Source organism: Brevundimonas sp., from assembly GCF_030682035.1.
Lineage (GTDB): Bacteria > Pseudomonadota > Alphaproteobacteria > Caulobacterales > Caulobacteraceae > Brevundimonas.
Map to the genome: position 1 here is coordinate 135,169 of NZ_JAUXQZ010000023.1, position 26,688 is coordinate 161,856.

General features: G+C 65.1%; 24 protein-coding genes and 2 tRNA genes. 8 read left to right on the forward strand and 18 right to left on the reverse strand.

Annotation, left to right across the window (positions count from 1 at the left end; genetic code table 11):
- Positions 1-3,453, reverse strand: coding sequence for a transcription-repair coupling factor (gene mfd / locus Q8K49_RS05205; RefSeq protein WP_305304581.1), 3,453 nt, complete (start codon positions 3,451-3,453; stop codon positions 1-3).
- The gene (locus Q8K49_RS05210; RefSeq protein ID WP_305304583.1) at positions 3,453-3,788 is read right to left on the reverse strand and encodes a succinate dehydrogenase assembly factor 2; all 336 of its coding nucleotides are present in this window, start codon (positions 3,786-3,788) and stop codon (positions 3,453-3,455) included. The genes mfd and Q8K49_RS05210 overlap by 1 nt, the downstream gene beginning before the upstream one ends.
- 55 nt (positions 3,789-3,843) lie before the next feature.
- On the opposite strand from Q8K49_RS05210, the gene recG reads away from it, so the two are divergent.
- Positions 3,844-5,931 (forward strand): ATP-dependent DNA helicase RecG, encoded by a 2,088-nt coding sequence (gene recG / locus Q8K49_RS05215; protein ID WP_305304585.1) that lies wholly within the window; start codon positions 3,844-3,846, stop codon positions 5,929-5,931.
- A gap of 354 nt (positions 5,932-6,285) precedes the next feature.
- On the opposite strand, the gene Q8K49_RS05220 is transcribed toward recG, so the two are convergent.
- The 5 genes from Q8K49_RS05220 to kdsA all read right to left on the reverse strand — a co-directional run bounded on the left by Q8K49_RS05220 (position 6,286) and on the right by kdsA (position 11,104).
- Positions 6,286-6,588 (reverse strand): hypothetical protein, encoded by a 303-nt coding sequence (locus Q8K49_RS05220; protein ID WP_305304586.1) that lies wholly within the window; start codon positions 6,586-6,588, stop codon positions 6,286-6,288.
- A gap of 78 nt (positions 6,589-6,666) precedes the next feature.
- A complete protein-coding gene (locus Q8K49_RS05225; RefSeq protein ID WP_305304588.1) occupies positions 6,667-7,758 on the reverse strand; it encodes a DUF3089 domain-containing protein in 1,092 nt (363 codons plus the stop codon).
- Between the two features lie 11 nt (positions 7,759-7,769).
- Complete coding sequence (gene rfaD, locus Q8K49_RS05230; protein ID WP_305304590.1) at positions 7,770-8,771, reverse strand: ADP-glyceromanno-heptose 6-epimerase; 1,002 nt, start codon at positions 8,769-8,771, stop codon at positions 7,770-7,772.
- A complete protein-coding gene (gene rfaE2 / locus Q8K49_RS05235) occupies positions 8,768-10,222 on the reverse strand; it encodes a D-glycero-beta-D-manno-heptose 1-phosphate adenylyltransferase (RefSeq protein WP_305304591.1) in 1,455 nt (484 codons plus the stop codon). Before rfaE2 ends, rfaD begins: the two co-directional genes overlap by 4 nt.
- A gap of 18 nt (positions 10,223-10,240) precedes the next feature.
- Positions 10,241-11,104 carry a 3-deoxy-8-phosphooctulonate synthase gene (gene kdsA / locus Q8K49_RS05240; protein ID WP_370867728.1) on the reverse strand — a complete coding sequence of 288 codons (864 nt, stop codon included), beginning with the start codon at positions 11,102-11,104 and terminating at the stop codon, positions 10,241-10,243.
- A gap of 110 nt (positions 11,105-11,214) precedes the next feature.
- Between kdsA and Q8K49_RS05245 the strand changes: the two genes are divergently transcribed.
- Genes Q8K49_RS05245 through Q8K49_RS05260 form a run of 4 tightly spaced genes read left to right on the forward strand, consistent with a single transcriptional unit; the run spans position 11,215 to position 15,388 of the window.
- Positions 11,215-12,678: a deoxyribodipyrimidine photo-lyase gene (locus Q8K49_RS05245; RefSeq protein WP_305304592.1), complete on the forward strand. Its 1,464-nt coding sequence runs from the start codon at positions 11,215-11,217 to the stop codon at positions 12,676-12,678.
- A gap of 33 nt (positions 12,679-12,711) precedes the next feature.
- A complete protein-coding gene (locus Q8K49_RS05250) occupies positions 12,712-13,932 on the forward strand; it encodes a cyclopropane-fatty-acyl-phospholipid synthase family protein (protein ID WP_305304593.1) in 1,221 nt (406 codons plus the stop codon).
- Positions 13,933-13,963: 31 nt separating this feature from the next.
- Positions 13,964-14,794 (forward strand): sulfurtransferase, encoded by an 831-nt coding sequence (locus Q8K49_RS05255; RefSeq protein WP_305304594.1) that lies wholly within the window; start codon positions 13,964-13,966, stop codon positions 14,792-14,794.
- Between the two features lie 24 nt (positions 14,795-14,818).
- Positions 14,819-15,388, forward strand: coding sequence for a hypothetical protein (locus tag Q8K49_RS05260; RefSeq protein WP_305304596.1), 570 nt, complete (start codon positions 14,819-14,821; stop codon positions 15,386-15,388).
- A gap of 343 nt (positions 15,389-15,731) precedes the next feature.
- On the opposite strand, the gene Q8K49_RS05265 is transcribed toward Q8K49_RS05260, so the two are convergent.
- Together Q8K49_RS05265 and Q8K49_RS05270 are read right to left on the reverse strand one after the other, a co-directional pair.
- Entirely contained in the window at positions 15,732-17,045 is a 1,314-nt protein-coding gene (locus Q8K49_RS05265) for a dicarboxylate/amino acid:cation symporter (protein ID WP_305304597.1), read from the reverse strand.
- A gap of 27 nt (positions 17,046-17,072) precedes the next feature.
- Positions 17,073-18,146 carry an amino acid ABC transporter substrate-binding protein gene (locus Q8K49_RS05270; protein WP_370867729.1) on the reverse strand — a complete coding sequence of 358 codons (1,074 nt, stop codon included), beginning with the start codon at positions 18,144-18,146 and terminating at the stop codon, positions 17,073-17,075.
- A 143-nt stretch (positions 18,147-18,289) separates the two neighbouring features.
- Between Q8K49_RS05270 and metC the strand changes: the two genes are divergently transcribed.
- Entirely contained in the window at positions 18,290-19,462 is a 1,173-nt protein-coding gene (metC, locus tag Q8K49_RS05275; RefSeq protein WP_305304598.1) for a cystathionine beta-lyase, read from the forward strand.
- Between the two features lie 44 nt (positions 19,463-19,506).
- Here metC and Q8K49_RS05280 read toward each other — a convergent pair.
- Both Q8K49_RS05280 and Q8K49_RS05285 read right to left on the reverse strand, forming a co-directional pair.
- A tRNA-Arg gene (locus Q8K49_RS05280) sits at positions 19,507-19,583 on the reverse strand.
- A gap of 86 nt (positions 19,584-19,669) precedes the next feature.
- Positions 19,670-19,975 (reverse strand): ETC complex I subunit, encoded by a 306-nt coding sequence (locus Q8K49_RS05285; RefSeq protein ID WP_305304599.1) that lies wholly within the window; start codon positions 19,973-19,975, stop codon positions 19,670-19,672.
- Positions 19,976-20,211: 236 nt separating this feature from the next.
- On the opposite strand from Q8K49_RS05285, the gene Q8K49_RS05290 reads away from it, so the two are divergent.
- Positions 20,212-20,463: a hypothetical protein gene (locus Q8K49_RS05290; protein ID WP_305304600.1), complete on the forward strand. Its 252-nt coding sequence runs from the start codon at positions 20,212-20,214 to the stop codon at positions 20,461-20,463.
- A gap of 173 nt (positions 20,464-20,636) precedes the next feature.
- The gene (locus tag Q8K49_RS05295; protein WP_305304618.1) at positions 20,637-21,338 is read left to right on the forward strand and encodes a VIT family protein; all 702 of its coding nucleotides are present in this window, start codon (positions 20,637-20,639) and stop codon (positions 21,336-21,338) included.
- 6 nt (positions 21,339-21,344) lie between these two features.
- On the opposite strand, the gene Q8K49_RS05300 is transcribed toward Q8K49_RS05295, so the two are convergent.
- The 7 genes from Q8K49_RS05300 to Q8K49_RS05330 form a co-directional block, all read right to left on the reverse strand.
- Positions 21,345-21,421: transfer RNA gene (locus Q8K49_RS05300), tRNA-Pro, on the reverse strand.
- 146 nt (positions 21,422-21,567) lie between these two features.
- The gene (locus tag Q8K49_RS05305; RefSeq protein WP_305304601.1) at positions 21,568-22,254 is read right to left on the reverse strand and encodes a prepilin-type N-terminal cleavage/methylation domain-containing protein; all 687 of its coding nucleotides are present in this window, start codon (positions 22,252-22,254) and stop codon (positions 21,568-21,570) included.
- A gap of 152 nt (positions 22,255-22,406) precedes the next feature.
- Complete coding sequence (locus Q8K49_RS05310; RefSeq protein WP_305304603.1) at positions 22,407-23,486, reverse strand: HAMP domain-containing sensor histidine kinase; 1,080 nt, start codon at positions 23,484-23,486, stop codon at positions 22,407-22,409.
- The gene (locus Q8K49_RS05315) at positions 23,473-24,129 is read right to left on the reverse strand and encodes a response regulator (RefSeq protein ID WP_305304604.1); all 657 of its coding nucleotides are present in this window, start codon (positions 24,127-24,129) and stop codon (positions 23,473-23,475) included. Before Q8K49_RS05315 ends, Q8K49_RS05310 begins: the two co-directional genes overlap by 14 nt.
- The gene (locus tag Q8K49_RS05320) at positions 24,126-24,890 is read right to left on the reverse strand and encodes a type II secretion system protein (protein WP_305304605.1); all 765 of its coding nucleotides are present in this window, start codon (positions 24,888-24,890) and stop codon (positions 24,126-24,128) included. The genes Q8K49_RS05315 and Q8K49_RS05320 overlap by 4 nt, the downstream gene beginning before the upstream one ends.
- Before the next feature lie 7 nt (positions 24,891-24,897).
- Positions 24,898-25,815, reverse strand: coding sequence for a hypothetical protein (locus Q8K49_RS05325; RefSeq protein ID WP_305304607.1), 918 nt, complete (start codon positions 25,813-25,815; stop codon positions 24,898-24,900).
- Positions 25,812-26,435: a hypothetical protein gene (locus Q8K49_RS05330; RefSeq protein WP_305304609.1), complete on the reverse strand. Its 624-nt coding sequence runs from the start codon at positions 26,433-26,435 to the stop codon at positions 25,812-25,814. The genes Q8K49_RS05325 and Q8K49_RS05330 overlap by 4 nt, the downstream gene beginning before the upstream one ends.
- Positions 26,436-26,688: the final 253 nt, after the last annotated feature.

Consider the following 26,688-nt stretch of genomic DNA (forward strand, 5'->3'; position numbering starts at 1 on the left):
TCAGGCTGTCGCCACCCGCGCCAGATCGGCCGTAATCCGTTCCGCCACCTTGAGCCGCTCCGCCGCCGTGTCCCAGTCGCCCTTGACCACGATCTTCTGGTCGGGCCGCAGCTTCCAGAAGGCGTGGTTCTTCTGGATCAGGCCGACCAGCCCCATCGGATTGGGAAATTCGTTGTTGCGCAGCGTCAGCACCGCGCCCTTGGGCCCGATGTCGATGCGTTCGATACAGGCCGTCTTGCAGTTGGCCTTGATGCCGACGATGCGCAGCAGCTGTTTGGCCTCGTCCGGCAACGGTCCGAACCGGTCGATCAGTTCGGCGGCCAGCGCCTCGCGCGTCTCCGAATTCTCGGCGTCCGACAGGCGGCGATACAGGCTCAGGCGCACGTTCAGGTCGGGGACGTAGTTCTCCGGGATCAGCACCGCCGCCCCGACGTTGATCGCCGGCGACCAGCCGCGGTCGATCACGCCCCCGCCCTCGCCCGCCTGGCGCAGTTCGGCCACGGCGTCCTCCAGCATCTGCTGGTACAGCTCGACCCCGACCTCGCGGATATGGCCCGACTGTTCGTCGCCCAGCAGATTGCCGCCGCCCCGCTGATCCAGATCGTGGCTGGCCAGCTGGAACCCGGCGCCCAGATTGTCCAGCGACTGCAGCACCTGCAGCCGCCGCTCGGACGACAGGCTGATTGGCTTGTTCGGCGGCGTGGTCAGATAGGCGAAGGCCCGCGCCTTGGCCCGTCCGATCCGGCCGCGGATCTGGTGCAGCTGGGCGAGGCCGAACATGTCGGCCTTGTGCACGATCAGGGTGTTGGCCGTCGGCACGTCCAGCCCGCTCTCGACGATGGTCGTCGACAGCAACAGGTCATAGCTGCCGTCGTAGAAGGCGCTCATCACGTCTTCCAGCTGGGTCGGCGACATCTGGCCGTGGCCGACGACGAATTTGATCTCCGGCACCTTCTCGCGAAGGAACTGCTCGATGTCCGGCAGGTCGGCGAGGCGCGGCACGACATAATAGGCCTGACCGCCGCGGTATTTCTCGCGCAGCAAAGCCTCGCGCACCAGCACCGGGTCCCACGGCGTGACATAGGTGCGAACCGCCAGACGATCGACCGGCGGCGTGGCGATGATCGACATCTCGCGGATGCCCGACAGCGCCATCTGCAGCGTCCGGGGGATCGGCGTGGCGGTCAGGGTCAGCAGGTGGACGTCGGCGCGGAGACCCTTCAGCTTCTCCTTGTGCTTGACGCCGAAATGCTGCTCTTCGTCAACGATAACAAGGCCCAAATCCTTGAACCAAACCTGATCACTCAGCACTGCATGAGTGCCGACCACGATCTCGAACGAGCCGTCCTTGAGGCCTGCCCTCGTCTCGGCCGCGTCCCGGGTCGTGACCATCCGCGACAGGTGGCGCACCTTGATGGGCCAGCCGGCGAACCGCTCGCTGAAGGTCTTGAAATGCTGCCGCGCCAGCAGGGTCGTGGGACAGACGATGGCCACCTGCTGGCCCGTCATCGCCACGACGAAGGCGGCCCGCAGCGCCACCTCTGTCTTGCCGAAACCGACGTCGCCGCAGATCAGCCGGTCCATCGGCGTGCCCTTGCCGAGGTCCTCCAGCACGTCGCCGATGGCGTTCAGCTGGTCGTCCGTCTCCTCGTAAGGGAAACGGGCGCAGAACTCGTCGAACAGGCCCTGCGGCGGTACGATGGCCTCCGAAGTCCGCAGCGACCGCTTGGCCGCCAGCGCGATCAGACCCTCGGCCATGTCGCGCAGGCGAGCCCTGGCCTTGGCCTTGCGCCCCTGCCAGGCCGCGCCGCCCAGCCGGTCCAGCTGGGCCCCGTCGGTATCCGAACCATAGCGGGTCAGCAGGTCGATGTTCTCGACCGGCAGATAGAGTTTGCTGTCGCCCGCGTAGAGCAGTTCCAGACAGTCGTGCGGCGCCTGCTGGATCTCCAGCGTCTTCAGCCCCTCATAGCGGCCGATGCCGTGATCTAGGTGGACGACCAGATCACCCGTGGTCAGCGCCGACGCCTCGGCCAGGAAGTTCGACGCCCGCCGCTTCTTCTTGGGCCGCGCCAGCCGGTCGCCCAGCATGTCGGTCTCGGAGATGACGGCGATCGCATCCGTCTCGAACCCGTGCTCGACCGGCAGGACGCCGCGCAGATAAAGGTCCTTCGGCGCCTTCAGCACATCGGCCCAGCCGCGCACTGCGACGACATGCTCCAGCCCGTGATCGGCCAGCATGGCCGCCAAGCGCTCGGACGAGCCTTCGGTCCACGACGCGAACAGCACCCGCTTGCCCTTGGCCTTTACCGCCTCGGCGTGGCGCGCCACGGCCTCGAACAGATTGACGCTGTCCTGCGCCCGCTCGGCGGCGAAGCTGCGGCCCAGCCGACCGCCGGCGTCCTCGCCGGGGCCATGGAAGGGCGACAGCCGCCGTACCCAGCGCCCTGCCAGCGCGCTGTTCCAGTCGCTCTCGCCCAGATACAGCCGCTCGGGCGGCAGGGCGCGATAGGCCGCCCCGCCCTTGCCCATCGAGGCGTCCCGCCGGGCCTCCCAGGCGTCGCGGGTCAGGTTCCAGCGCTCGTTCCGGGCCGCCTCGACCTGATTGTCGAGGAACAGGCGGGCGTCGTCGGGCAGATAGTCGAACAGCGTCTCCAGCCGGTCGTAGAGCAGCGGCAGCCAGTGCTCCATGCCCTGCCGCCGCGCGCCCTCGCTGATGGCCGAATAGAGCGGGTCGTCCCCGGCAGCACCGAACAGGTCGAGATAGCCGGTGCGGAAGCGCGAAATGCTGTCGGGGTCCAGCAGGGCCTCGGACACGGGCGCGAGGTGCACTTCGCGAAGCTGGCCGGTGGACCGCTGGGTCGCTGGATCGAAGGTGCGGATCGATTCCAGCTCGGAGCCGAACATGTCCAGCCGCACCGGCTCCTCGAAGCCCGGCGGGAAGACGTCGATGACGCCGCCGCGAACCGCGAACTCGCCTTTTTCCGAGACGGTCGAGGCGCGCATATAGCCGTTGGCCGCGAAATACCGCTCCAGCGCCGCGGTCTCGAGATCAAGCCCGACCGTGGTCTGGAACCCGGCCCCGTTGGTCACCTCCCGCGGCGGCGTGCGCTGCATGGCCGCGCCCACGGTCGTCACGACCAGCACCGGTCTGCGGTCGCCGCGCGCGCGCTGCGCCAGCCGGGTCAGCGCCGCCATCCGCTCAGCCGACACCGACGACGTCGGGCTCAGCCGGTCGTAGGGCAGGCAGTCCCAGGCCGGGAACTCCACCACGTCCACGCCGTCAGCGAAGAAGCCGAACGCCTGCACGAACTCGCCCATGCGGGCATAGTCTCGCGCCACGAATAAACCGACGCCGCCGTCGGCCTTCAGCCGCTCGGCCACGACAAGCGCGTCGAGACCCTCGGGCGCGCCGCCCAGGTCCTGATCGCTGCGTTTGGGAAGGGCGCCGTCCATCAACCGGCCCCTTCGGCCACGGCGGCGGCGACATGGTCGCGCATGAACGTCCTCAGCTTGATCATGACGGGGGTGTCGTGCGCCGACGGCGTCGGCTCCGTTCCGATGATCCAGGCGTACAGGCGATGATCGTCGTCCTCGGCCAGCAGGGCCTCGAGGAAATCCAGTTCGCTTTCGTCGAGCGTCGGCCCGACCTGATCCACAAAGGGACCCAGAACGAGATCGGCCTCGCGGAATCCGCGCCGCCATGCGCGGAAGGTGATCCGGCCGAGGCGTTGCTTCAGACGTGCGTCAATATCGGCCACAAGGTTCCTTGCCCGGTCGGTCAGGTTCAATCGCGCTGCCGAGATAGCGTTCCAGACTCGTTTTCGCCAGCTATGCTGTCGATCCATGCGGCCGCAGAGTCTCTTTCCCCTGTTCGCGGAGGTCTCCACCCTGAAGGGCGTGGGGCCGAAGATCCTGCCGCTCGTCCAGAAACTGGCCGGGCCGCTGGTTCGCGACGTCCTGTTTCTGTCGCCCTCCGGCCTGATCGTGCGGCAGCCGATGACGGCGGTGAACGCCGTCGAGGGCCAGGTCGGGATCTTCGAAGTCGTCATCGACCGGCTGATCGTGCCCGGCAAGCCCGGCGTGCCGATCAAGGTCCGGGCGTCCGACGACACCGGCTTCGTCCACATGATCTGGTTCGGCGGCTCGGCCCAGCACATCGACCGCCTGCTGCCCAAGGGCCAGAAGCGCCTGGTCTCCGGCAAGGTTGAGCGCTTCAACGCCGAGGTGCAGATCGTCCACCCGGACATCTACACGCCGGAGCAGGCCGGCGAGATCGCGGCCATCGAGCCGGTCTATCCGGCGACTGCCGGCCTCTCCTCACGCGTGGTGCGCAAATTGGCGCAGGCGGCCCTGACGCATGCGCCGGAGTTGCCGGAGTGGCAGGACCCGGCCTGGATGGCGAAGAATCGGTGGCCCGGCTGGCGCGCGGCTCTCGAGGCCCTGCACGCGCCAACCTGCGAGCCCGAGCTGGAGCCCGACGCCCCGGCCCGGCAGCGGCTGGCCTATGACGAACTGCTGGCCCACCAGTTGGCCCTCGCCCGCCGCCGCCGCGCGCGCCAGATCACGCCAGGCCCGCGGATCGCGCCCGGCGACGCCTCCACCCACCTGTTGGCCGCCCTCGGCTTCGACCTGACCGGCGCCCAGACCCAGGCCGTCGCCGAGATACGCCGCGACCTGGCCTCGGGCGAACAGATGGGCCGGCTGCTGCAAGGCGACGTTGGCTCGGGCAAGACCGCGGTCGCCGCCCTGGCGCTGGCCGACGCGGCCGCCTCCGGTTTTCAGGCCGCCCTGATGGCCCCCACGGAAATCCTCGCCCGCCAGCACTGGCAAAGGCTGGCGCCGATGCTGGAGGCCGCCGGCGTCCCGACCATCCTGCTGACCGGCCGCGACACGCCCGCCGAGCGCCGCGTCCGTCTGGCCGCCCTGGCCTCGGGCGAAGCGAGGGTCGCCATCGGCACCCACGCCCTGTTTCAGGACGCCGTCCGCTTCAACCGACTGGCCCTCGCCGTCATCGACGAACAGCACCGCTTCGGCGTCAATGAGCGCCAGCGACTGCAGGCCAAGGGCGACCCGAGGACAGGCGGCGTCCATCTGCTGACCATGTCGGCCACCCCCATTCCCCGCACGCTGGAGCTGACCCAGTACGGCGAGCTGGAGGTGTCGCGCCTGACCGAAAAGCCGCCGGGCCGCACGCCGGTTACGACCGCCGTCCTGCCGCTGGCCCGCATCGGCGAGGTGGCGAAGCGGCTGAAGGCGGCCATCGACAGCGGCGCCCAAGCCTACTGGATCTGCCCGCTGGTGGCCGAGAGCGAGGCCCTCGATCTGGCCGCCGCCGAGGCGCGGGCTGCTGACCTGCGCCGCATCCTCAAGGTCGAGGTCGGTCTCGCCCACGGCCAGATGCCGGGACCGGAACGCGAGGCGGTGATGGCCGACTTCGCCGACGGCCGCATTCCATTACTGGTCGCCACCACCGTGGTCGAAGTCGGGGTCGATGTGGCCAACGCCACCATCATGGTCATTGAACACGCCGACCGCTTCGGCCTCGCCCAGCTGCACCAACTCCGGGGCCGCGTCGGTCGTGGGTCCAAGGCCAGCGCCTGTATCCTGCTGTACGGCGGCGGGGACGACGGGCTCGGCGAGACGGCTCGGCTGCGGCTCGAGACCCTGCGACGCACCGAGGATGGTTTCGAGATCGCCGAGGAGGATTTCCGCCTGCGCGGCGGCGGCGATCCGCTGGGGCTGAAGCAGAGCGGCTTCCCCGCCTATCGCTTCGCCGACCCGATCCGGCACCGATCGCTGCTGCTGGCGGCCGCCGACGACGCCCGGCTGGTGCTCGGCCGCGACCCGGACCTGACATCGCCCCGCGGCGAGGCGGTCAAGGTGCTGGAAGCCCTGTTCGACTGGCGCAACGACCGGCCGGGGATCGATTAGGTCGAAGCGAAGCAGGATGCCTTGTCATCCCGGCCGAAGCGAAGCGGAGAGCCGGGACGGTTGAAGCACCCCCTTCTCTCCGGCCTCCCGGACAGCCCGCTTGGGCTGAGCCGGGAGCAAGGCTGCCACTGCACAGAAGGCAAGGGCTTGTCCCTTGGGCAGCGATGCGACCCCCACGATCGGAGCGGCCTCCACCCGTCTCCCGGCTCAGCCCAAGAGGGCTGTCCGGGAGAGACCAGAGAGGAGGCGTCTCCCGTCCCCGATCTTCGCTTCGCTACGTCGGGGATGACAAGAAGCTCAAACCCACGTCGCCTTACCTCATGGGGCGAAGGTCGCTTTGCCCCGTAGCGGACGTCAGCGTCTTGCAGCGAAGAGGCTCGGGTTGTGTCGTCGAGCAGACTTGGTCGCGCGGAGAAAGCCAGAATCGGAGAAGTTCGACGTGGCTTCACGCAACTCTTCAACAACGGTGTCGAGGATGGGGAGACACACGGTCGGATCGGTATCCTGAGCGTTCTTCAGCGCTCCATCGGCTTCGACGACCAGAGTGGCGACAAGCAGCCATTCGTGGGAATCTAGCGTCGCCGGTTGCACCAACAACCAATGTGCGCGCTCGGCAGCCAGAGCGGCCTGTTTCCGATGACCTTCCGCCTCATCCATTCGCTGAAGATGCCTTTACGCTCGTCACGGTGCAACAACGCCTCCCACCGTTGGCCGACATCCTGCCCCCGCGCCCGCCTAGGCGGCCGAACGCGCCTGCCAGACCGCCAACCGCGCCTGAACATCTGCTTCAATGTCCCCATAGAACAGATTGTACGGACGAGACTTTCTTCGGTCTGCCCAACCACCGGTCTCGCGGAACGACTCCGTCCGCGGCTCGGTGTGGCGCAGCAGGCCGTCGCGGCACTGGGTCGCGATTTCCCGGGCCATCAAGGCTGGCCGTACGCCCCATTCCAGCCCCGTGGCGTTGGTCGCCCCCTGATGCAGCCGCGCCTCAACCGCGCGTGTATCGGTCGAGCCCGTCACCGGGTTTACGCACAGGGCCGGACGGCCGTTCAGATCCACCAGCCGCCCCCGCCCGTCCCAGACCAGGGCGCGTCGAAGCCGCCGACGGCCCGCCCCGTCGTTGTCGTCACTGACCGGCGACCAGGCCACGATACAGCCGACCTGGTCGCGGCCGGCGCAGGCGGGAACCTGCGGCGACAGGGCGTCGGCGGCCACGATCACATCCATCAGATAGACGGCCACCAGCCGGGCCCTCAGCGCCGGATCGACCGCGATCCGCTCGCGCACCAGCCGCTCGATCAGGTCGCCGCCCTGTTCCACACCCGCCAGCACGATCGGGCCGTCCGGATGGCGCGCGATCCAGGCGTCGAAGGCGGCGGCGACGTCGCGCCAGGCGAAGGCCCGCGCCTCGCGCGCATCGTCGCGCAGGGTCAGCCGGGTGTAGAGACTGCCCTGACGATAGCGCGGGGCGCTGATGGAGCCCGCCCGGGCGAAGGGTCCGGCGTAGTTGGGCAGCACCACCCGCTTCAGCCAGGCGTCCGCGTCGGGATCGCCGATCGGGCCGTTCCATTCGCGGCCGCCGTCATAGGTGGTCGAATGCACGAAGAAGACCGCGGCGGGCCCCGACCCCGGCCCGCGCACATCGCGCAGCGCCCAAGCCCTGGGATCGTTGTAGTCGGGGGCCGGCGGCGGCCTATAGGTCTGGAACGGCACCTGCGGGTCCAATCCGGCCTTGAGAATATCACCGCGCCACACCGCCGCCGCCGTGGCCAGAAGCAGGACGATGGTCAGGCCGATCCAGCCGATCCATTGTCGCGCGGTCATGCGGCCCGGCCTCATCGATACGGATCCGCCGTGGCCAGGAAAGTCTGGACATAGCGCCGGACGCCCTCCTCCAGCGGCGTCGACTGCCCCTGGAAGCCCGCTGCCCGCACCCGATCCATCCGGGCCTCGGTGAAATACTGGTATTTGTCGCGGATGCTCTCGGGGGTGTCGACGTACTCGATCTTCGGCGTCTTGCCTGCCGCGGCGAAGGTCGCATGGGCCAGGTCGAGGAAGGATCGCGCCTGTCCCGATCCGGCGTTGAACACCCCTGAAACCTCCGGTGTGGCCAGCAGCCACTCCACGAGATCGACCACGTCCTCGACGAAGACGAAGTCGCGCATCTGGCCGCCGTCGGCATAGGCCGGGTTGTGCGAGCGGAACAGGGTGACCGGCTGGTCGGCCTGAACCTTCGGCCAGATCTGGGCCACAACCGACTTCATCCCGCCCTTGTGGCCCTCGTTCGGCCCATAGACGTTGAAGAATTTCAGTCCTGCCCACTGGCTCGGCGACTGGCCGCGGTCCGACTGGCGCGCCGCATACTGGTCGAACAGCATTTTCGAATAGCCGTAGGCGTTCAGCGGCTTCAGCGAGGCCAGAGCCTCAAGGCTGTCATCGTCCTCGAACCCGCCGTCCCCGTCGCCGTAGGTCGCCGCTGAGGAGGCGTAGATCAGCCGCGCGTCGCGCAGGGCGCACCAGTCCCAAAGGTCGCGCGACAGGCTGAAATTGGTGCGCAGGATCAGGTCGGCGTCCGGCTCGGTGGTCGAGGAGATGGCCCCCATATGGACCACCGCCTCGATCGACTCCGCGTGCCGCTCCAGCTGTTCGAACAGCTCCTCGGGCTGCCAGAAGTCGGCGATCGGGTGTTTGGCGATATTTCTCCACTTGCCCAGGGACGCGTCTTCCAGCCGGTCGCAGACGACGATGTCGCGCCGGTCCTCGGCGCACAGCCGGGCGACGATGTTGGAGCCGATAAAGCCCGCGCCGCCGGTGACCACGATCATGCGCCGGCTCATGCTTCGTCCTTCATCTTCTCGATCGTCTTCGTCGTCGAATAGCCGTCCTCGAACGTGGCCAGACGAACCTCGCCGCCCCAGCTCTCGACAAGGTCGCCGCCGACCACCCCTTCGCGGCTGTAGTCCGCCCCCTTGATCAGCACGTCGGGCCGCAGCCGTTCGATCAGGGCTATGGGCGTCGGATCATCGAAGGCGGTGACCCGGTCCACGGACTGAAGCCCGCCGATGACCACCGCACGGCTGTCCAGATCGTTGATCGGCCTGCCCTCGCCCTTCAGCCGGCGGACCGATGCGTCCGTGTTCAGGGCCACCACCAGTCGATCGCACCAGCCACGCGCCTGCGCCAGATAGGCGACGTGCCCCCGGTGCAGGATGTCAAAACAGCCGTTGGTGAAGCCGATCTTCAGCCCCTGCCGCTTCCAGCCCTCGACCACCTGCGCCAGTTCCTCCAGAGGCATGACCTTGGCATGGGCCCCGGCGGCGTGCTGGCTCATCTCGGCGTCGATCAGTTCGGCCGGTGTGACCACCGCCGTGCCCGCCTTTCCGACCACCACGCCCGAGGCCAGGATGGCGAACTCCACCGCCGTCTCGAGCGAAGCCCCCGCCCCCAGCGCCAGCCCCAGCGCCGCCAGGCCGGTGTCGCCCGCGCCCGAAACGTCGAACACCTCGCGCGCGCGGCCGGGGAAATGTTGCGCCGCCTCGCCACGCCGCATCAAACTCATCCCCTTGCCCGCGCGGGTGACCACCACCGCCTTGACCGTCGTCGCATGCAACAGCGCCTTCAGCGCCGCCTCGACCTCGGCGTCGCTCTCGATCGGCAGGCCCGTGGCCGCGGCCAGTTCGCTGGCGTTCGGCTTGATCAGGTCAACCGCCCCATAGCGGGCGAAGTCGCGGCCCTTGGGATCCACCACGACCGGCGCACCACTCTTCTGCGCGGCGGACAGGGCTTGGGCGATCACCAGATCGCTGACCACACCCTTGGCGTAGTCTGATAGGAGATAGATGGAAGCACCGGTAAACGCGTTACTTTCGTCGGCCATAAGCGCGACCGCCTCCTCGTCGAGCCGCAGCAGCTGCTGGCCGGCGGCGACGAAGCGGGTCTTGACGATGGTGGCCACCCCGGCCCGGCGCTCGACGGCGTCCTCTATGCCCGGCTCGGCCGCAATCAAGGCCGCCAGTTCGTCGCCGGCCGCGTCCTGTCCCGCGACGGCCCCAAGGCGGGCCACGCCGCCCAGGGCGGCCACGTTGCGGGCCACATTGCCGACGCCGCCCGGCATGGCGATGGTCCGGCGCGTTCGCAGCACAGGGATCGGCGCCTCCGGTGAAATCCGGCTGACCTCGCCATAGACATAGCGGTCCAGCATCAGGTCGCCGACGCAGGCGACCCTGACCCCTCGCACCCGCTCCAGCAGGGCCTGCAATTGTCCGAGATCCAGCGTCCGTTCAGCCATTCCCTTGGCCTATCGGATTCAGGCAGCTTTCGCCATCCGCGCCTTGGTCAGGTCGTCATAGGCGATCAGGTCGGCGCACAGAGCCTCGAACTGATCCAGCGGCACCATGTTCGGTCCATCCGAGGGCGCGTTGTCCGGATCCTGATGGGTTTCCATGAAGACAGCATCGACGCCCACCGCGACCGCCGCGCGCGCCAGCACCGGCACGAACTCGCGCTGCCCGCCCGAGGACGTGCCCTGTCCGCCCGGCTGCTGCACTGAGTGGGTGGCGTCGAACACCACCGGACAGCCGATCTCGCGCAGGATCGGCAGCGCCCGCATGTCCGACACCAGGGTGTTGTAGCCAAAGCTGGCCCCGCGCTCGCAGGCCATGACGTTCGGATTGCCCGCGCCGACGACCTTGGCGATGACGTTCTTCATGTCCCAAGGGGCGAGGAACTGCCCCTTCTTGATGTTGATGACCCTTCCCGTCGCCGCGGCAGCCAGCAGCAGATCAGTCTGGCGGCTCAGGAAGGCCGGGATCTGCAGCACATCCACCGCCTGCGCGGCGATGCGGCAATGTTCCTCGGTGTGGACATCGGTCAGCACCGGCAGGCCCGTGACCTCGCGGATCTCGGCGAAGATCGGCAGCGAGCCCTCCAGGCCGAAACCACGCGCCGCGGTCGCCGAGGTCCGGTTGGCCTTGTCGAAACTGGTCTTGTAAATGATCCCGACGTTCAGCCGCTCGCCGATCTCCTTCAGCGCATGGGCCATTTCCAGCGCATGCTGGCGGCTTTCCAGCTGGCAGGGCCCGGCGATGAAGACGATGCGCTGGCCGCCGCCGATGGAAACGGGACGCTTCAGCCCATCCTTGATGTCGATGATGGCGTTTGGCTTGGACAAGGCGGATTCCCGGATTTGCAGCTTGGCGTCGCGCGGTCGATGCCGCACTCATGCGGCGATCAGGTGGCGTCGGACGGTGAGGTTCGCAAGCTATCACGGAGCCCGACCGCATGACCACCAAGGCCGACGATCGCCCGGTCATCCTGTGGTTCCGCCAGGATCTGCGGCTGGCGGACAACCCGGCCCTCGACCACGCAGCCGAAACCGGCCGTCCGATCGTCCCCGTCTACATCCTCGACCAAGGCTCCACCGTCCGCCCCATGGGAGCGGCCTCCCTCTGGTGGCTGGACAAGTCCCTGCGGGCTCTCGACGCCGCCTTGCAGGCACGCGGATCGCAGCTGATCCTGCGGCGGGGCTACAGCGAGGCCGAGCTGCATCGCCTGATCGCCGAGACGGGCGCCGACGCCGTCTTCATCAATCGCCTGTTCGAGCCTGACGCCTTCGCCCGCGATGCCGACATCGCCCACGCCCTTCAGGCCGAAGGCATCGATTGCAAGGGCTACAACGCCGCCCTCATGTGCCGCCCCGGCGGCGTGCTGAACGGCTCGGGCCTGCCCTACAGGGTCTTCACCCCCTTCCTGAAGGCCCTGCTCGCCGCCGCCGAAGCGCCAACGCACACGACTGGCCCACGCGCCATCGCAACCCCGTCCGGGCTCGCCTCCGACGATATCGAGACCTGGGGCCTGCATCCGACCCGTCCCGACTGGTCCGGCGGGTTCGACTGGACGCCCGGGGAGGCCGGGGCATCCGACGCCTTATCGACCTTCGTGGGCCGGGGCCTGAAATCATACTCTGTGGGTCGCGACATTCCGGCCGAGCCGGCAACCAGCCGCCTGTCGCCGCATCTGCATTTCGGTGAAATCAGCCCGTGGCGCGCCATCCGGGCCGCCCGTGACGCCGCCTCCGCCGGCAGGGCGCCTGCCGCCGAGGCCGAAAAGTTCGTGGCCGAGATCGGTTGGCGCGAATTCTCGGCCCATTTGCTGCACGCCTTTCCGCAAATCGCCGACACCGCATTCCGGCCCGAGTATGACGCGATGCCCTGGAGGGCTGATCCGGCGGGGCTGGCGGCGTGGAAGCGTGGCCTGACGGGCTATCCGGTCGTGGACGCCGGGATGCGCGAGCTTTGGGCGACCGGCTTCATGCACAACCGGGTGCGGATGATCGTCGCCTCCTTCCTGATCAAACACCTGCTGATCGACTGGCGTGAGGGCGAGGCCTGGTTCCGCGACACCCTCGTGGACGCCGATCTCGCGTCGAATGTGCAGAATTGGCAGTGGGTCGCTGGATCCGGAGCCGACGCTTCACCGTACTTCCGAATCTTCAACCCGGTCACCCAGGGACAGAAATTCGATGCAGACGGCCGATATGTCCGCCGGTGGGCTCCGGAGCTCCGGGGAGTCCCCGACCGATGGCTCCACGCGCCCTGGACCGCTCCCCCGGAAGTCCTTCGCGATGCCCGCGTCCGGCTCGGTCTCGACTATCCTCGCCCGATCGTCGATCACGACCTCGCCCGCAAGCGCGCGCTGGAGGCTCTGGGGACCGTCGCCGCAGGTCGCGCCGCAGAGGGGTATTGACGGGCGTTCCCCTCACACCCAGGCTCTCCAATCATGACATCGGTCACTGCCGAGCGCATCGAGACCACCGCCCTCACGCCGCGCGGGTTTACGCTGCTGCTGCGCCTGCTCGCCGCCAACTGGACCTTCGGCCGGCTGACAGTCCTGCTGCCGAACGGCGAGGTCCACCAGCTCGACGGGGCCCGGCCGGGTCCGTCCGCGATCTTCGACATCAAGGACTATCGCTTCGCCCGCCGCGTGCTCGCATCCGGCGATATCGGCCTCGCCGAGGGCTATATGGCAGGCGAGTGGGAAAGCCCGAAGCTGGCCGCCCTGCTCGAGTCCTTCGCCCACAACTATGATCACATCCGGCGTCTGTCAGACGGCAATCCCCTGATGCAGGCCCTCAACTGGCTGTCTCACAAGCGACGCCGCAACAGCCGGTCGGGGTCCAGGAAGAACATCCACGCCCACTACGACCTCGGCAACGCCTTCTATGCGTCCTGGCTCGACCCGACGATGACCTATTCCTCGGCCCGGTTCACCCGCGCAGGCATGGCGCTGGATGCGGCTCAGAAAGAGAAATACGCCTCTCTCGCCCGGCTCATGGAGCTTCGGTCCGGCCAGTCGGTGCTCGAGATCGGCTGCGGCTGGGGCGGGTTCGCCGAGTTCGCGGCCCGCGAAGTGGGCGCCAGGGTCACCGCCGTGACCATCTCAAAGGAACAATGCGACTTCGCCCGTCGGCGGATGTTCAACGCCGGTCTGGCCGAGCGGGTCGATATCCAGCTGATCGACTATCGCGACGTCCAGGGCCGGTTCGACCGGGTCGCTTCCATCGAGATGTTCGAGGCGGTCGGGCAGGAGTATTGGCCGGCCTATTTCGGCAAGATCCACGACGTGCTGGAGCCCGGCGGCGTCGCCGGATTGCAGATCATCACCATCGACGAGGCCCTGTTCGACGACTACAACCGGCGCACGGACTTCATCCAGAAATACATCTTCCCCGGCGGGATGCTGCCGTCCGAGGATCGTCTGAAGCCGGTCATCGACCGCGCCGGTCTGGGCTGGAGCAATGTCGAACGGTTCGGCCAGGACTATGCCGACACGCTCAAGCTCTGGGACGAGCGCTTCCAGGCCGCTTGGGGCGATATCCGGCGCATGGGCGGCTTCGACGAACGGTTCCGCCGCCTGTGGCGCTTCTACCTAGCCTATTGCGAGGCGGGTTTTCGCTCGACGCGAACCGATGTAGTCCAGCTGGCGCTCACCCGCCCCTGACCTGACCGTCGGGCGATGCTGGAACTGTGGCATGACCTCTCCACTGATCTCGACCGCCGACCTCGCCGCCCGCCTCGGCGAGCCCGGCCTGCGCCTTGTCGACGCCAGCTGGCATCTGGACGGTCGCGACGGCCGACCGGACTTCGAGGCCGCGCGCCTGCCCGGCGCGGTCTTCTTCGACCTGGAAGCGTCTTCGGATCAAAGGAGCGACTTGCCGCACATGCTGCCCCCGCCCGCTGAATTCGCCAGGCGCATGGGCAGGCTGGGCATCGCCGCCGAAGACAGCATCGTCGTCTATGACACGGTCGGCATACGGTCCTCGGCGCGGGCATGGTGGATGTTTCGGGCTATGGGCGTGTCGGACGTCCGTGTCCTCGACGGCGGCCTGCCGAAATGGCTGGCGGAGGGTCGGGCGGTCGAAACCGGCCCCGCCGCGCCAGCCACCGCTGCGACCTTCACGCCGTCACCGCAGCCTGACCTGGTCGCCGGCATCGACGCCGTCCGAACCGCCCTTGATGCCGGTGAACAGGTGCTGGACGCCCGCGCCACCGACAGGTTCGCGGGCCGGGCCGCCGAGCCGCGCGCGGGTCTGCGCTCCGGCCACATGCCCGGCGCCCTGAACCTGCCCTTCTCGGGCGTTCTGAACCCCGACGGCACGATGAAACAGGGCGAGGCGCTGGCGCAGGCGTTCCGCTCGGCCGGGGTCGATCTGGACCGCCCCGTCATCACCACCTGCGGCTCCGGCGTCACCGCCGCCATCCTCAGCCTCGGCCTCGCCGTGCTGGACAGGCCGTCGCGCCTCTACGACGGCAGCTGGGCCGAATGGGGCGGACGGGCGGACACGGCTGTGTTAGGCGACTGAGGTCGAAGCCCGGGGGAGAGCGTCGTGCAGGTCAGTGGAACCATCTACATCGGAGAGGCCGCGGGCTGGGCGCAACGGGCGTGCAGTCGGCTCAACGGCTATCCGTGGTCGATGTTGATTGCTCTCGTGGTCGCGCTCGCGGGGATGGGCCTTGCGGGCGTCCTAGCCGTGTTCGCCGGCGTCTTCCTTGATGTTCTGCAAGACTGGTGGGGCCTCACCTTCGCCGGCCTCGCCCTGCTGGTCATTTGGCCTTCGATGTCGTTCCTGCGTCGCTGGCAGATTGGCCGGTTCCGGCGGGCCTTGTTGCAACGCGACGTTCAGAACCCGCTGCCCGTCCGCTTCGAAGTTGGAGCCGACGGCTGGACCTATGTCCTCGGCGTCGTGGAAAGCCGCGGGCCTTGGTCGGTGATCTCGGAATTCTTCCCGGTCGGGCCCTACTGGGTCCTGTTGTCTCAGGGTTCGGCGCTGTTCCTCGCCAAACGCTATTTCTCCGACGTCGCCGCCGAACGGCTGTTCGTTCAGGCGGTGCTCGGGCGTCTTTCGCCGGAAGCGGGGGCACGCAGCGATGCTGCGGCCAGCTTCGTCGCTTCCTAGAGCCATCGTCGCGTGAGTTGACGCGCGTGCTCCAGCGAGAGCTGGTTCACCACAACGGACACAAAGGAATTCACAAAGGACACAACGGGTCCTGAGCGGATGCCAGAGCCGAACCGGCCGTCGATGCAGTGAAAGAATCCGGTTCCGAGCCGAGCCCGTGAAGCAATGCGGCGTACGCCGCGACCTCAAGTCCGGTGAAGAAGACATGGACCTGAACGCATCCCCGGTTCCGTCGTGTTCTTTGTGAATTCCTTTGTGTCCGTTGTGATGAACCTTCCAGCCGCCGCACCCCCCCCCGCCCGGAAAGCGCAAACCGCCCGGTTCAACTCAGCGGACGACTGGCCTAGTTCGCCGGCGCGACGTCCGGCAGCTTCAGATCATCCGGCACGATCGCATCGCTCTCGCCGCGCGACACCACCGTCGCCGCCACCAGATCGCCCGTAACGTTCAGGGTGGTGCGGCACATGTCGAGGAAGCGATCGACGCCGAGGATCAGGCCGATGCCCTCGGCCGGTACGCCGACCATCACGAGGATCAGGGCGATGACCGGCAGCGATCCCGCAGGCACGCCGGCCGTACCGATGCCGCCGAGGATGCAGACCAGCATCACCACCAGCTGCTGCTGCAGGTTCAGGTCGATATTGAAAAACTGGGCCAGGAACAGGACCGTGACACCTTCGAACAGGGCCGTGCCGTTCTGGTTGGCCGTAGCCCCCACCGTCAGCACGAAGCGCGAGATGCGGCGCGGCAGCTTCAGCTTCTCTTCCGCCGCCTTGATGGCGATCGGCAGGGTCGCATTGGACGAGGCCGTCGAGAAGGCCACCACAAAGGGTTCGCGGACGCCACTGGCGAACTTCAACGGGTTCATACCGCCGAAGATCAGGATCAGCAGCGGATAGACGATGAACATGTGGATCGCCATCGCGCCCACCGCCACGCCCGCATAGGCCCCCAGCTTGACCAGAAGCTCCCAGCCGAACACGGCCGAGAGATTGAACATCAGGGCGGCGATCGCGATCGGGGCCAGTTTGATGACCAGGTTGATGAGCTTCATCATCACCTCGAACAGGCCCTGCAGCGTCTGCTGAAGCGCGTCCGTGGCCGGCGACTTGGCCATGACCATGCCGATGCCGAAGATCAGGGCGAAGACCATCACCGGCAGGATCTGGTTCTCGGCTGCGGCGGTGACGACGTTGGACGGGATCATGTCGAGGAAGAACTGGCCCGCCTCGATCGATTTGGGCGCATTGCCGACGATAGCCGAGGCTCCTTCGGCGCCTTGGGCCAGCAGTTGCTGCGCCAGCACCGGATCGACCCCGTCGCCTGGGCGGAAATAGTTGACCATGCCCAGGCCGATGCCGACAGCGATGGCCGAAACGATGATTGTGAACAACAGGGTCTTGAAGCCCACCCGGCCCAGGGACTTCAGATCGCCCATCTCGGCGACCCCGACCGCCAGCGCCGAGAACAGCAGCGGCAGGACCAGCATGAACAGCAGGCGCAGGAAAATCTGGCCGACCGCCCGGATGATGTCCATCACCCACGGGAGGACCTCCAGGCCCATCAGATTGACGTAAAGCCCTCCGCCCATGCCGACCGCAAAGCCCAGCAACATCCAGAGATAGAGCGGGATCCCGCCACGTTTTGTCGTTTCCATCTTTCCCCCGGCGCCTGTCCCGGCGTCCTATCGAATCGGCAAGGCGTAGATCAGCCCGGCCGGTCTTGCGTTCCATTGTGCGTTAAGCCCACGGGCCAGGTCGAGCGAGGAATCCGTCCCGACGTTCCGCGAGAAGATTTCACCATAGTTTCCCCCGGCCTCGATGGCCGCCTTCGCCCAGTCCTTGCGCAGACCCAGCATCGGTCCAACCTCGCCTTCGACGCCCAGCAACCGGCGGACGGCCGGATTGGGCGAGTCCTCGGCCATCTGGCCGGCATTGTCACTGGTCACACCCAGTTCCTCGGCCAGGATCAGGGCGTTCAGGGTCCAACGCACGATCGAGGTCCAGGCCTCGTCGCCCCGCTTGACCGCGGGCCCCAGCGGCTCCTTGGAGATCACATCCGGCAGTATGGCGTGTTGTTCCGGATTGGACAGGGTGGCCCGCGCCGCGGCCAGAGCTGAGATGTCCGCGCTCAGGGCGTCGCAGTCCTCTCGCGCATAGGCCGCCCGCGCCGCTTCTTCATTGGCGCCGACCACCGGCGTGTAGTTCAGCGCCCGCGCGCGGAACCAGTCCGCGACGTTCAGCTCTGTGGTCGACGAGCGCTGCACGCACACGCGGGCGCCGTTCAGCTCGGCCGCCGTGGCCAGGTCCAGCGAGCGACGCACCAGAAAGCCTTGGCCGTCATAGTAGTTGACGCCGGCGAACCGCACGCCTTCCCGCGCCTCCCGTGACAGGGTCCAGGAGGTCGAGCGCCACAGCACGTCGACCCGACCGCTGCGCAGTGCCTCGAACCGCTGACTGCTGGTCAGGGGCACGAAGCGGACGGCGTTCGCATTGCCCAGCACCGCCGCCGCCAGGGCGCGGCAGAAGTCGGCGTCAAAGCCCCGCCATTCGCCGCGATTGTCGGTATAGGCGAAGCCGACCAGTCCCTCGTGCACGCCGCAGTTCAGACGCCCGCGCCGCTTGATGGCCGCAAGAGTCGGGCTGGCGAAATCGGGCGCCGCTGTCTGGCTCTGGGCGGCGGGGTCGGCGCCGTCCCCGGCGTCGTCCCGGGGCTCGCCGCGTCCGCATGCGGCGACGGTCAGGGACAGGGCGATCACCAGCGCAAATCCGGCCCCGCCTGCCGCCTTTCGCCCTGTCGATTGTGCCCGCATCCGCGCCTCGCCGAAATTCGTCAGACCTTGCGCCCTGCCTGCTTTAGAGGCCTTTGGAGGCTGAACCGCAACCCTCCGTTCCGGCGCGCATGACCGATCGAACTGACCGCACCCGCCTGATCGCCTCCGCCACCCGCCGCGGCAAGGGCCGCCGTCCGGTCGCGCCGCCGGTCGAGCGCGCCTCAACCCTGCTCAACGACACGCCCGCCGCCATGCGCGACGAGCGCCAGGGCCCGGTCTACGGCATCGAGGATCTGGCGGCCGCCCGCGAGTTGCGCGACCTGCTGTGCGACCTCGAAGGCGCCGCGGACGCATGGCTGGTCCCGTCGGGCCTCGCCGCTGTCACCGTGCCGCTGACCGCCCTGCTGCGTCACGGCGACGAGGTCCTGACCACCGACGCCCTCTACGGCCCCAGTCGTCGCTTTCTCAGACGACATCTGGGCGCGCGCGGGATCACGACGGCCTTCCACAACCCCGGCGCCACAACCGACGACATCCTCGCGGCCGTCACCGACCACACCCGCGTATTGTTGATCGAATCCCCGTCCTCCCTGACCTTCGAGATGCTCGACATCCCCGCTCTCACCGCCGCCTGTCGCGCGCGCGGGGTGCTGACGGTGATGGACAACACCTGGGGCGCCGGTCTCGCCTTCCGCCCGCTGGCGCACGGCGTCGATGTCAGCGTCCAGGCGGTGACCAAATATGTCGCCGGCCATTCGGACCTGCTGATGGGCTCCATCGCCGTGGCCGACCCCGCCGTCGGCCGGCCCATCGCCGAAACCCTGGAAGACCTCGGCTGGCGCGTCGCGCCCGATGACGCCTGGCTGGCCCTGCGCGGCCTGCGCACCCTGCCCCTGCGCTATCAGGAACAGGCGAGATCGGCCCGCATCGTCGCTGACTGGCTGCAGGCGCGGCCCGAGGTCGCCGACATCCTCTACCCCGCCCTGCCCGGCTCGGTCGGCCACGCCCTGTGGACGCGCGACTACACCGGCGCCGCCTCAATTTTCGGCGTGGTGATGCAGGGCGGCGACGAAGCCGCCGCCCACGCCCTGATGTCGGCGCTCGAACTGTTCGGCCTCGGCTATTCCTGGGGCGGGTTCGAAAGCCTGATCACCCACGAAACGGGCCAGCTGGCCGCCCGCATCTCGCCGCCCACACTGGTCGGACAGTTGCTCCGCCTGCACGTCGGCCTTGAGGACCCGACCGATCTGATCGCCGATCTGGAGGCCGGACTGACCGCCTGGCGCGCCGCGATCAACTGACCGTCGCAGACCCGCCGACTGGCAGCCGCCTGCGTCGCGGGCCGTGGCGCGCCCAGCAGGACTCGAACCTGCAACATCCCGCTTAGAAGGCGGGTGCTCTATCCGGTTGAGCTATGGGCGCCCGATGGCTGTGGCGAGCGATAGCCGCCCCGACCCCGCGGCTCAAGCAGCGAGTCGCCGCGCGGCGAGCGGTAGCCGACCTATGACCTAATGCGTCCAGGGCTGTTTGCGGCCCGTGGCGAAATTGTCGGCATAGGCCTTGAGGATCACCGGCGTCTCCTGCGGCGCCTGCAGGCGGAACGGGATGCCGTGCCGCTCGGCATAGGCCACCGCCTCCTCGGACGAGTCAAAGCTCAGCCGCACCTGGCCGTTCATGTCGCTCGAGCTGGTCCAGCCCATCAGCGGATCGATGGTGCGCGCCGAGGCCGGCTCGAACTCCAGCCGCCAGCCTCTGGACGAAGCCTTGCCCGACTGCATCGCGGTCTTGGCGGGGCGATAGATGCGGGCGAGCATGACCAATCCTCGTGACGACGGCGGGCGGACCCGCGCGGGGTCCAGTTACCGCGTGGTCGGCGCGGGGTCCAGCGCTGCGCCGGAGGGCACTGCGGGGTTTCTCGCCGGCAGCCGCGGTCGCGCAAGCTACCCCGGCAGAATCAGGCGCACCTTGCCGAACAATTCTGTTCCGGGAAGCCGCCGATGATCGCCGCCGAATCGGTCGCCGACGAGAGCCACCTGTTTTACAGCCGCCGATGATCGCCCTGCACTGGCTGATGCTGCTCCTGCTGGCGGTCGTCCATGCCTGCATCGAGTTGCGCGAGCACTACCCGCGCGGCGGCGACATCCGCGAGGGGCTCAAGACCTGGCATTTCATGCTCGGCCTGTCGGGTTTATCCTCGTGTGGGTCCGGCTGGCGGCGCGCGGGCGGACGCCGCTTCTTGCGTCGACGCCAGGCTGGACCCGCTGGCCAGCGGCGACGGGGCATCTGGCGCTCTATGCCCTGATGATCGCCATGCCTTTGCTCGGATGGCTGATTCTTAGTGGCGAAGGAGAGACCATTCCGTTTTTCGGCCTGTCACTGCCGCCGCTCGTCGCGACGGACAAGGATCTTGCCGGACGGATCGAGAAACTCCATCAAACTCACGCGGCCCTCGTCGTCGCCAGGCTGGAGACCGTCATGAGCCGCCTCGAACGCCATCGCGAACGACACCTGGTCGCCCGTATCGGCTGGCTGCGCGCCGCTGTGCTGGGTGCCAATGACGGCCTTGTCTCCACGGCCAGCCTGGTTGTCGGGGTAGCCGCGGCCGAGGCTTCCCGCAGCGGCATATTGATCGCCGGCGTCGCCGGACTGGTGGCCGGGGCGATGTCGATGGCGGCTGGCGAATACGTCTCGGTCAGCTCCCAGTCGGACACTGAGAAGGCCGACCTCGCCCGCGAGACCGCCGAACTGGCCGCCGATCCCGAAGCCGAGGTCAACGAACTGGCCGCCATCTACGCGGCGCGCGGCGTCGAACCGGCTCTGGCGCGTCAGGTCGCGCAGCAGTTGATGGCCAAGGACGCACTGGGCGCCCACGCCCGCGACGAGCTGGGCATTTCGGACGTCACGACTGCCCGACCGGTGCAGGCCGCCCTGACCTCGGCCCTCACCTTCGCCTTGGGCGCCGCTCCGCCACTGGTCGTAGTTCTGCTTGCCCCGGTCGAAGGCCTGATGATCTGGGTCAGCATCATCGCCTTGGCTGGCCTCATTGGGCTCGGCGCGCTCGGCGCGGCGGCGGGCGGCGCCAATGTGCCACGCTCGGTGCTTCGCGTGGCCTTCTGGGGCGTCGTCGCCATGGCCGCCACCGCCGGCATCGGCCGACTGTTTGGAACCGTGGTCTAGAATATTTGGTCGGAGTGAGAGGATTCGAACCTCCGGCTTCTACGTCCCGAACGTAGCACTCTACCAGGCTGAGCTACACTCCGATGGGGCAGGACTTGTGGTCTTCCCGAGGTGGGGCGACCGGGGTGGATCATATGATAAAGGGGGTGGGGATTCCAAGGGGGTGATGTTCTGAGGCAAAAAAAGCCCCGCTGAGCGGGGCTTTTCAGATCTTCACGACGGGTGTCGGTTAGATTCGGTAGCAGATCGTGTAGACAGCATCTTCTGTGTACGGAGCAGCCAATATGGCTGCAGGCACAGTGTGGGCGCCTGCAACACCCAGAGTGGCACGGAAGCGACCTGTGGTACCAACACCATCGTCAAGCTGAGTATCCAGCGCGATCGCAGCAGAACCAGGCACGTTGCTCATGCAGATTTTGTTGCCCTGCAGTCCAGTTACACCGGCTGGCATTACTGCAGCATTCGTGAGACCGATCAGACCACCGAAGGGATTTGTGGGCAACGCTGCTGCGCCTGTCAGAGTTGGGTCACCCGGAATAAAACCGGATGCGCGTAGTTGCTGAAACAAGACACCATTTTCAGCGGCACCTGTAAAAGTACCGGCAGCAGCAGCATCCAGAAGACCGTTCGTGGCTGTCACTGGCGCAGTAATACCAGACCAGGCAGCTCCTCGCGCAGCGAGTGTAGCAGTCGGGCCATCGTCACCTGGCAGGCGACCATAACGATCCAGATAGGAAAACATCGCAGCAGGAATACCGTCGAAATCATTCGCCGCAGCACGTACGCGTGAGTTCTCGATCAGTTGCTGACCCTGCAGCACGCCGCCGAGCAGCAGGCCGATGATCACGAGTACGATCGCGATTTCAATCAGCGTGAAGCCGGATTGTTTCTTGCCAATATTGGTCATTTGATTCATTGCAAAACCTCAATATGTTCAGTTGTGACATCTTGCAGCAGAGTGATTCCGCTGCTTCATCCATTACGCGAGGCTAATGTAATGGATTCAGAACTTACGACAAGATGTAGGTTTTTTTACCATGTAGGCGACGCTTACAGTGTAGGTTTTACCTACATGCCAGAGACTCCATTAGCAGAGGGAAGACTGAGCACAAACTGCAACGGCCTATCGCTCAATGCGTTGACTTCCAGACTACCCCCTGCTGCATTGGCAAGTTGTCTCGATTGATAGAGACCAATGCCTCGCCCGCTGCCGCGCTCGCTCCAGAACGGCTCGAATAATCGCTCCGGCCACAGGCAGGGTTTGCCATTGATGTCCATCAATCTGACTATCACTGCGTCTGCTTCATTGACTATTTCCACCTGGAGATTAGTTGGGTTCGAAGATTTTTGTCGCGATTGCCAGGAATAATTTCCCAGCAAATTTTCCAGAATGCTGTGCAGTGATTCCTTCGGTACCATGACAGTTGCTTCGCCTACGATCTTGATATCCAGTTCGTACATCGTGGCAGTGTCGCGCAGGGTCGGAGCCATGCTGACGGCAACGGGTTGCCCCATATTCTGATCGCTGATCAACGCCTTGAGCATATGGCGAGCGCGATCCCGTACAGCAGGAATGGTCGTCTGCAGAGACTCCAGAAGCCTTGCTTCCTGCCCGGGCACTTGATTCTCCAATTGATCTGCCGCAAGGCTGACGAGTTGCAGCAGATTCTTCATGTCGTGCTGGAGAAATACAGTCATCTTGGCAGTCTGATCGAACGCGCCGCTCACTGTGCCCAACTTGATCCAGATATCCATATGCAACAGCAGAAAGAATTTGTCGGCGAGTACCTGACTGAAGTAGCGTTGCTCCCAACCTCGCGTCTTGTGATAGAGACGAATATCCAGAGCTATTTCCCGGACAGCAAAACTTTTGTGCAGAACTCCTTCAGCAACAGCACCCTGTGAGCCTGTCACGGACGCTCCGAACCAATCGAGTTTCCACTCCAGTCCGGAGAATCCACCAGCAGATAACTCAGGCCAACACTGTCGCAAGAAATCCAACAGGTCGAATCGGACTCCTTCATTCAGCTGGACCAGGGCCTGGCTGCGCTGCGTTTGTGCACGCGCTCGATGCAGCAGCCATGCGGCAGCCAACAGAATCGAACTGCCAACAATAATTAGATAGGGATATAGATCAACTGTCGTCACGTTTGATCTCGAACTTCTTTAGAAAATAGTAGATGCTTTCTCGCTTGAGACCGAGTCGTGCTGCACTTTGATAAACATTGAAGCCTGTGTCTTTCAACACCTGTCTCACCAGTTTTTCCTCTGCTTCTTCACGTACTGCCTTGAGTCCATCTGCCACTTTGGCATTAAGCTGCAAACGTGTCATGCCCTCGGCAGCCATGGCCTGATCATTGCGATGGAACAGGAATGCACGCTTCACCGCCTGCACGATATCCTCGGCGCGAGCTGGCTTCGAAAGAAAGTCGAATGCCCCCTCTCTGATAGCCTCAAGAGCTGACTGTTCCTCATCCTGCCCGGTAAGCACAATAATCTTGGCAGGATGCATCAGTTCTGATGTTGCACGAATCACGGCAAGTCCTTCCTCCGTCGAATGCACCGCTGGCGGCATGCCAAGATCAAGAATGATCACACCGATATGTTCCTTTTTACCCAGCACCTCCAATGCTGACTTTCTGCAGTCAGCTTCCAGCACATCGTAGCCGCGCATGTCCAGTACGTTACGCAAAGCGCTGCGTAGTGCTGCATCGTCATCAACCAGCAACACAGTTCCCTCTGCACTCGCAGGTGGTTCACAAGGCATCAACTTGAAATCTTCATCGCTCACGGGAGACGTCCGGCACTGATCAGGCGTGAGAAAAGTATCTGCGGTGACAGCCACACCAGAATGTCGTCGAAGGCTTGCGTGCCATCCTCCGCATAGGGAGCATTCACAAAATCATTATTGATAATGTTGGGATATGAGGCATGAGGTGGAGCACTGGCGTTTTCCACCTGAATCGCCGAGCTGAATGTCTGCCAGTCACTGCCCATCGAGAAAACGAGTGCTGGTGCCGAGTTGGTGAAAGTCGTGCCTGTGCAGTTGACGGCGCTGCTGACGCATAGTCGAGTAGCCGGATCGATTGTCAGGGATCCGTTCGCAAACAAGGCCCGCAATCCATTACTCGTGGTAAATGCCCTGTCGAGCACTTGAACTCGCTCCGAAACCACATAGCGATAAGGGTTTCCCCATGGGTCCAACAGCAACCCGTCCGTATTGATGGCACCTTGAATTCCCAAAGTGACAGCTGGCACAAATCCACGACTGTTCGTGCAGACTCCACCAGCCAATGGATCTTCCTGCCCAGTTGGGACTCCCGGTACCGCCGGACATGGCAATCTCCCATTGGTTTGAGCAAAACCATATAGCGCCTCCTCTATGCGATTCAACTGTGCAGTTGCATCAGTGCGACGCTTGTTTTCCGTACTCGACCCGAGAGACGCAAACAAACCGCTCAGCATCAATCCGACAATCAACAGCACAACGGCCATCTCGATCAGAGTGAAACCGCTTCCCTTGCCGGCATTCAAAAAATTGCTTTTCATCATTGAATTCCTAACAGGAGGTTGAGTTCGTGCGTTGCAGATCTGGATCGCCCGGAGTAAGCACATACACGATATTGCAATCAGTGAACTGCACCTGTGCACGAGGTGAATCCTGTGTATAGATGACGCGGGCATCCCAACCATCAGTGATATACCAACCGCCAGCGGCTGCCATGGCTGTCTCGAAGGTTGCAACATCGGGATAAGGATCGGCGGGATCAAGCACTCGCTTGATCTCCTGAGCCACGCGTGCGGTTACCAGCGTCATCAATTCACGTCTGCGAATTGGCAACAATCGGTCATTGAATGTCTCCGGACTGATCGCATCCAACGAAACGAAATTCGTGCCACCTGAGTTGGCGCTGTCAAGATAGTGCACTGAGCTATTCACATTCGCAGGGATGCGCGACTGAGTGCCCAATGCCTGACCTGGCGCAATGATCACAGCAACCACTTCATCTCCATCCAGTGTGAGAGTCCCGGGCGTGGAGCTGTTCAGTGGCGATGTCGGCACCACAGGATGTCTGTAATTTGCACTCACCGCGTACCAGAACTGCTGATCAATACCAGCATAGAGATTGCCAAATTCCACCAAAGCACCAAATGGAAGAGTGTGACGTTGTGGTAACCGTCCAAACGCAGCGCCAGCACAATCCACACCTTCCTCCAACTCACCGGAATTATTCTTGTCCGGGCATGGCAGTCGCCCAGGTCCACTGCCCACAAATTCATTGTTATACATCACTGCATACGCGAGCAGTGCTTGCTTGGCTTCCTGCATCGCAGCCTGCACTCGCGCATTCTCCCGCAACTGCGGATTGCGATTGTTGAGCGCCGTGAGCACCACGGTAGCGCCAGCCATGAAGAGACCAACGAACATCAGAATCAGCACGGCACCATTTTGTTTGCCAAAACAATTCATCTTCATTGCAGCGCGTCCTGAATCTGATTCGCTTCCTGCAACAATCGCAAACTCTCGACAATACTCTCCATGGTTGAGAGCGTGGCATCCAATGATTCTGGTTGCTTCACCTCTGCATCTGCAGCAGGTGCCGCAATTGTGACCACTGGCCGATTGGCTTCTGCCCGGCGCGCCAGTTCGGCATTTATCTCCGTCACTCGCTCTGCACTCAATTGATAGTCTTCGCGCAATTCACCTGTCGTGGCATTGAGAGTCTGTCCGGGTCGCACCGTCAGTTCTCCCGTCGCAGTTCGGATTCGCAAAACGCCAAGCCCCCTTGTGAACTCAAGTCGAGCATTGGACGGCAGATCACTTTCGCTGACGGCAACTCCGTTCAACCACACAGAATGACTGCCGTCGCTACGGCGAATGCTCCCCCCCATGTGAATGATCGTCGGTTCAGCTTCAAGGCTGGAGACCACAGACACTGGGGCACTGAGTGCCAGCTCTCTCTCGCTGTCACTCAGCGCCGCAAACATCGCAGCTCTCTGCCTGTCAAGATACTGGCGTTCCTGGGCTGTCGTGATGATCCGGCCCAATGTTTGTGCATCAACAAACCCTGGCCACAGTAGCAGCGAAAAAATCAACAGCCATGTCTGGATACCAGAGATCTTCTGAATAACTCTGTTGCGTCTTTGGTCATTGCCTGCGCACGATACCTTGCAGCAACACGCGACAGATTGACGCTGAGACACAACAGAATTATTCAGAGGCTCTCTAGTACTCACTGATAAGCTCCGGTGGACTAAGATTGAAGGTGTACCAGGTCAGAGCACATTCTGCAGACATGTGTTCCTCAATACGGGTAAAGTCTGTCACTGATGAACTCACCAGACTCAG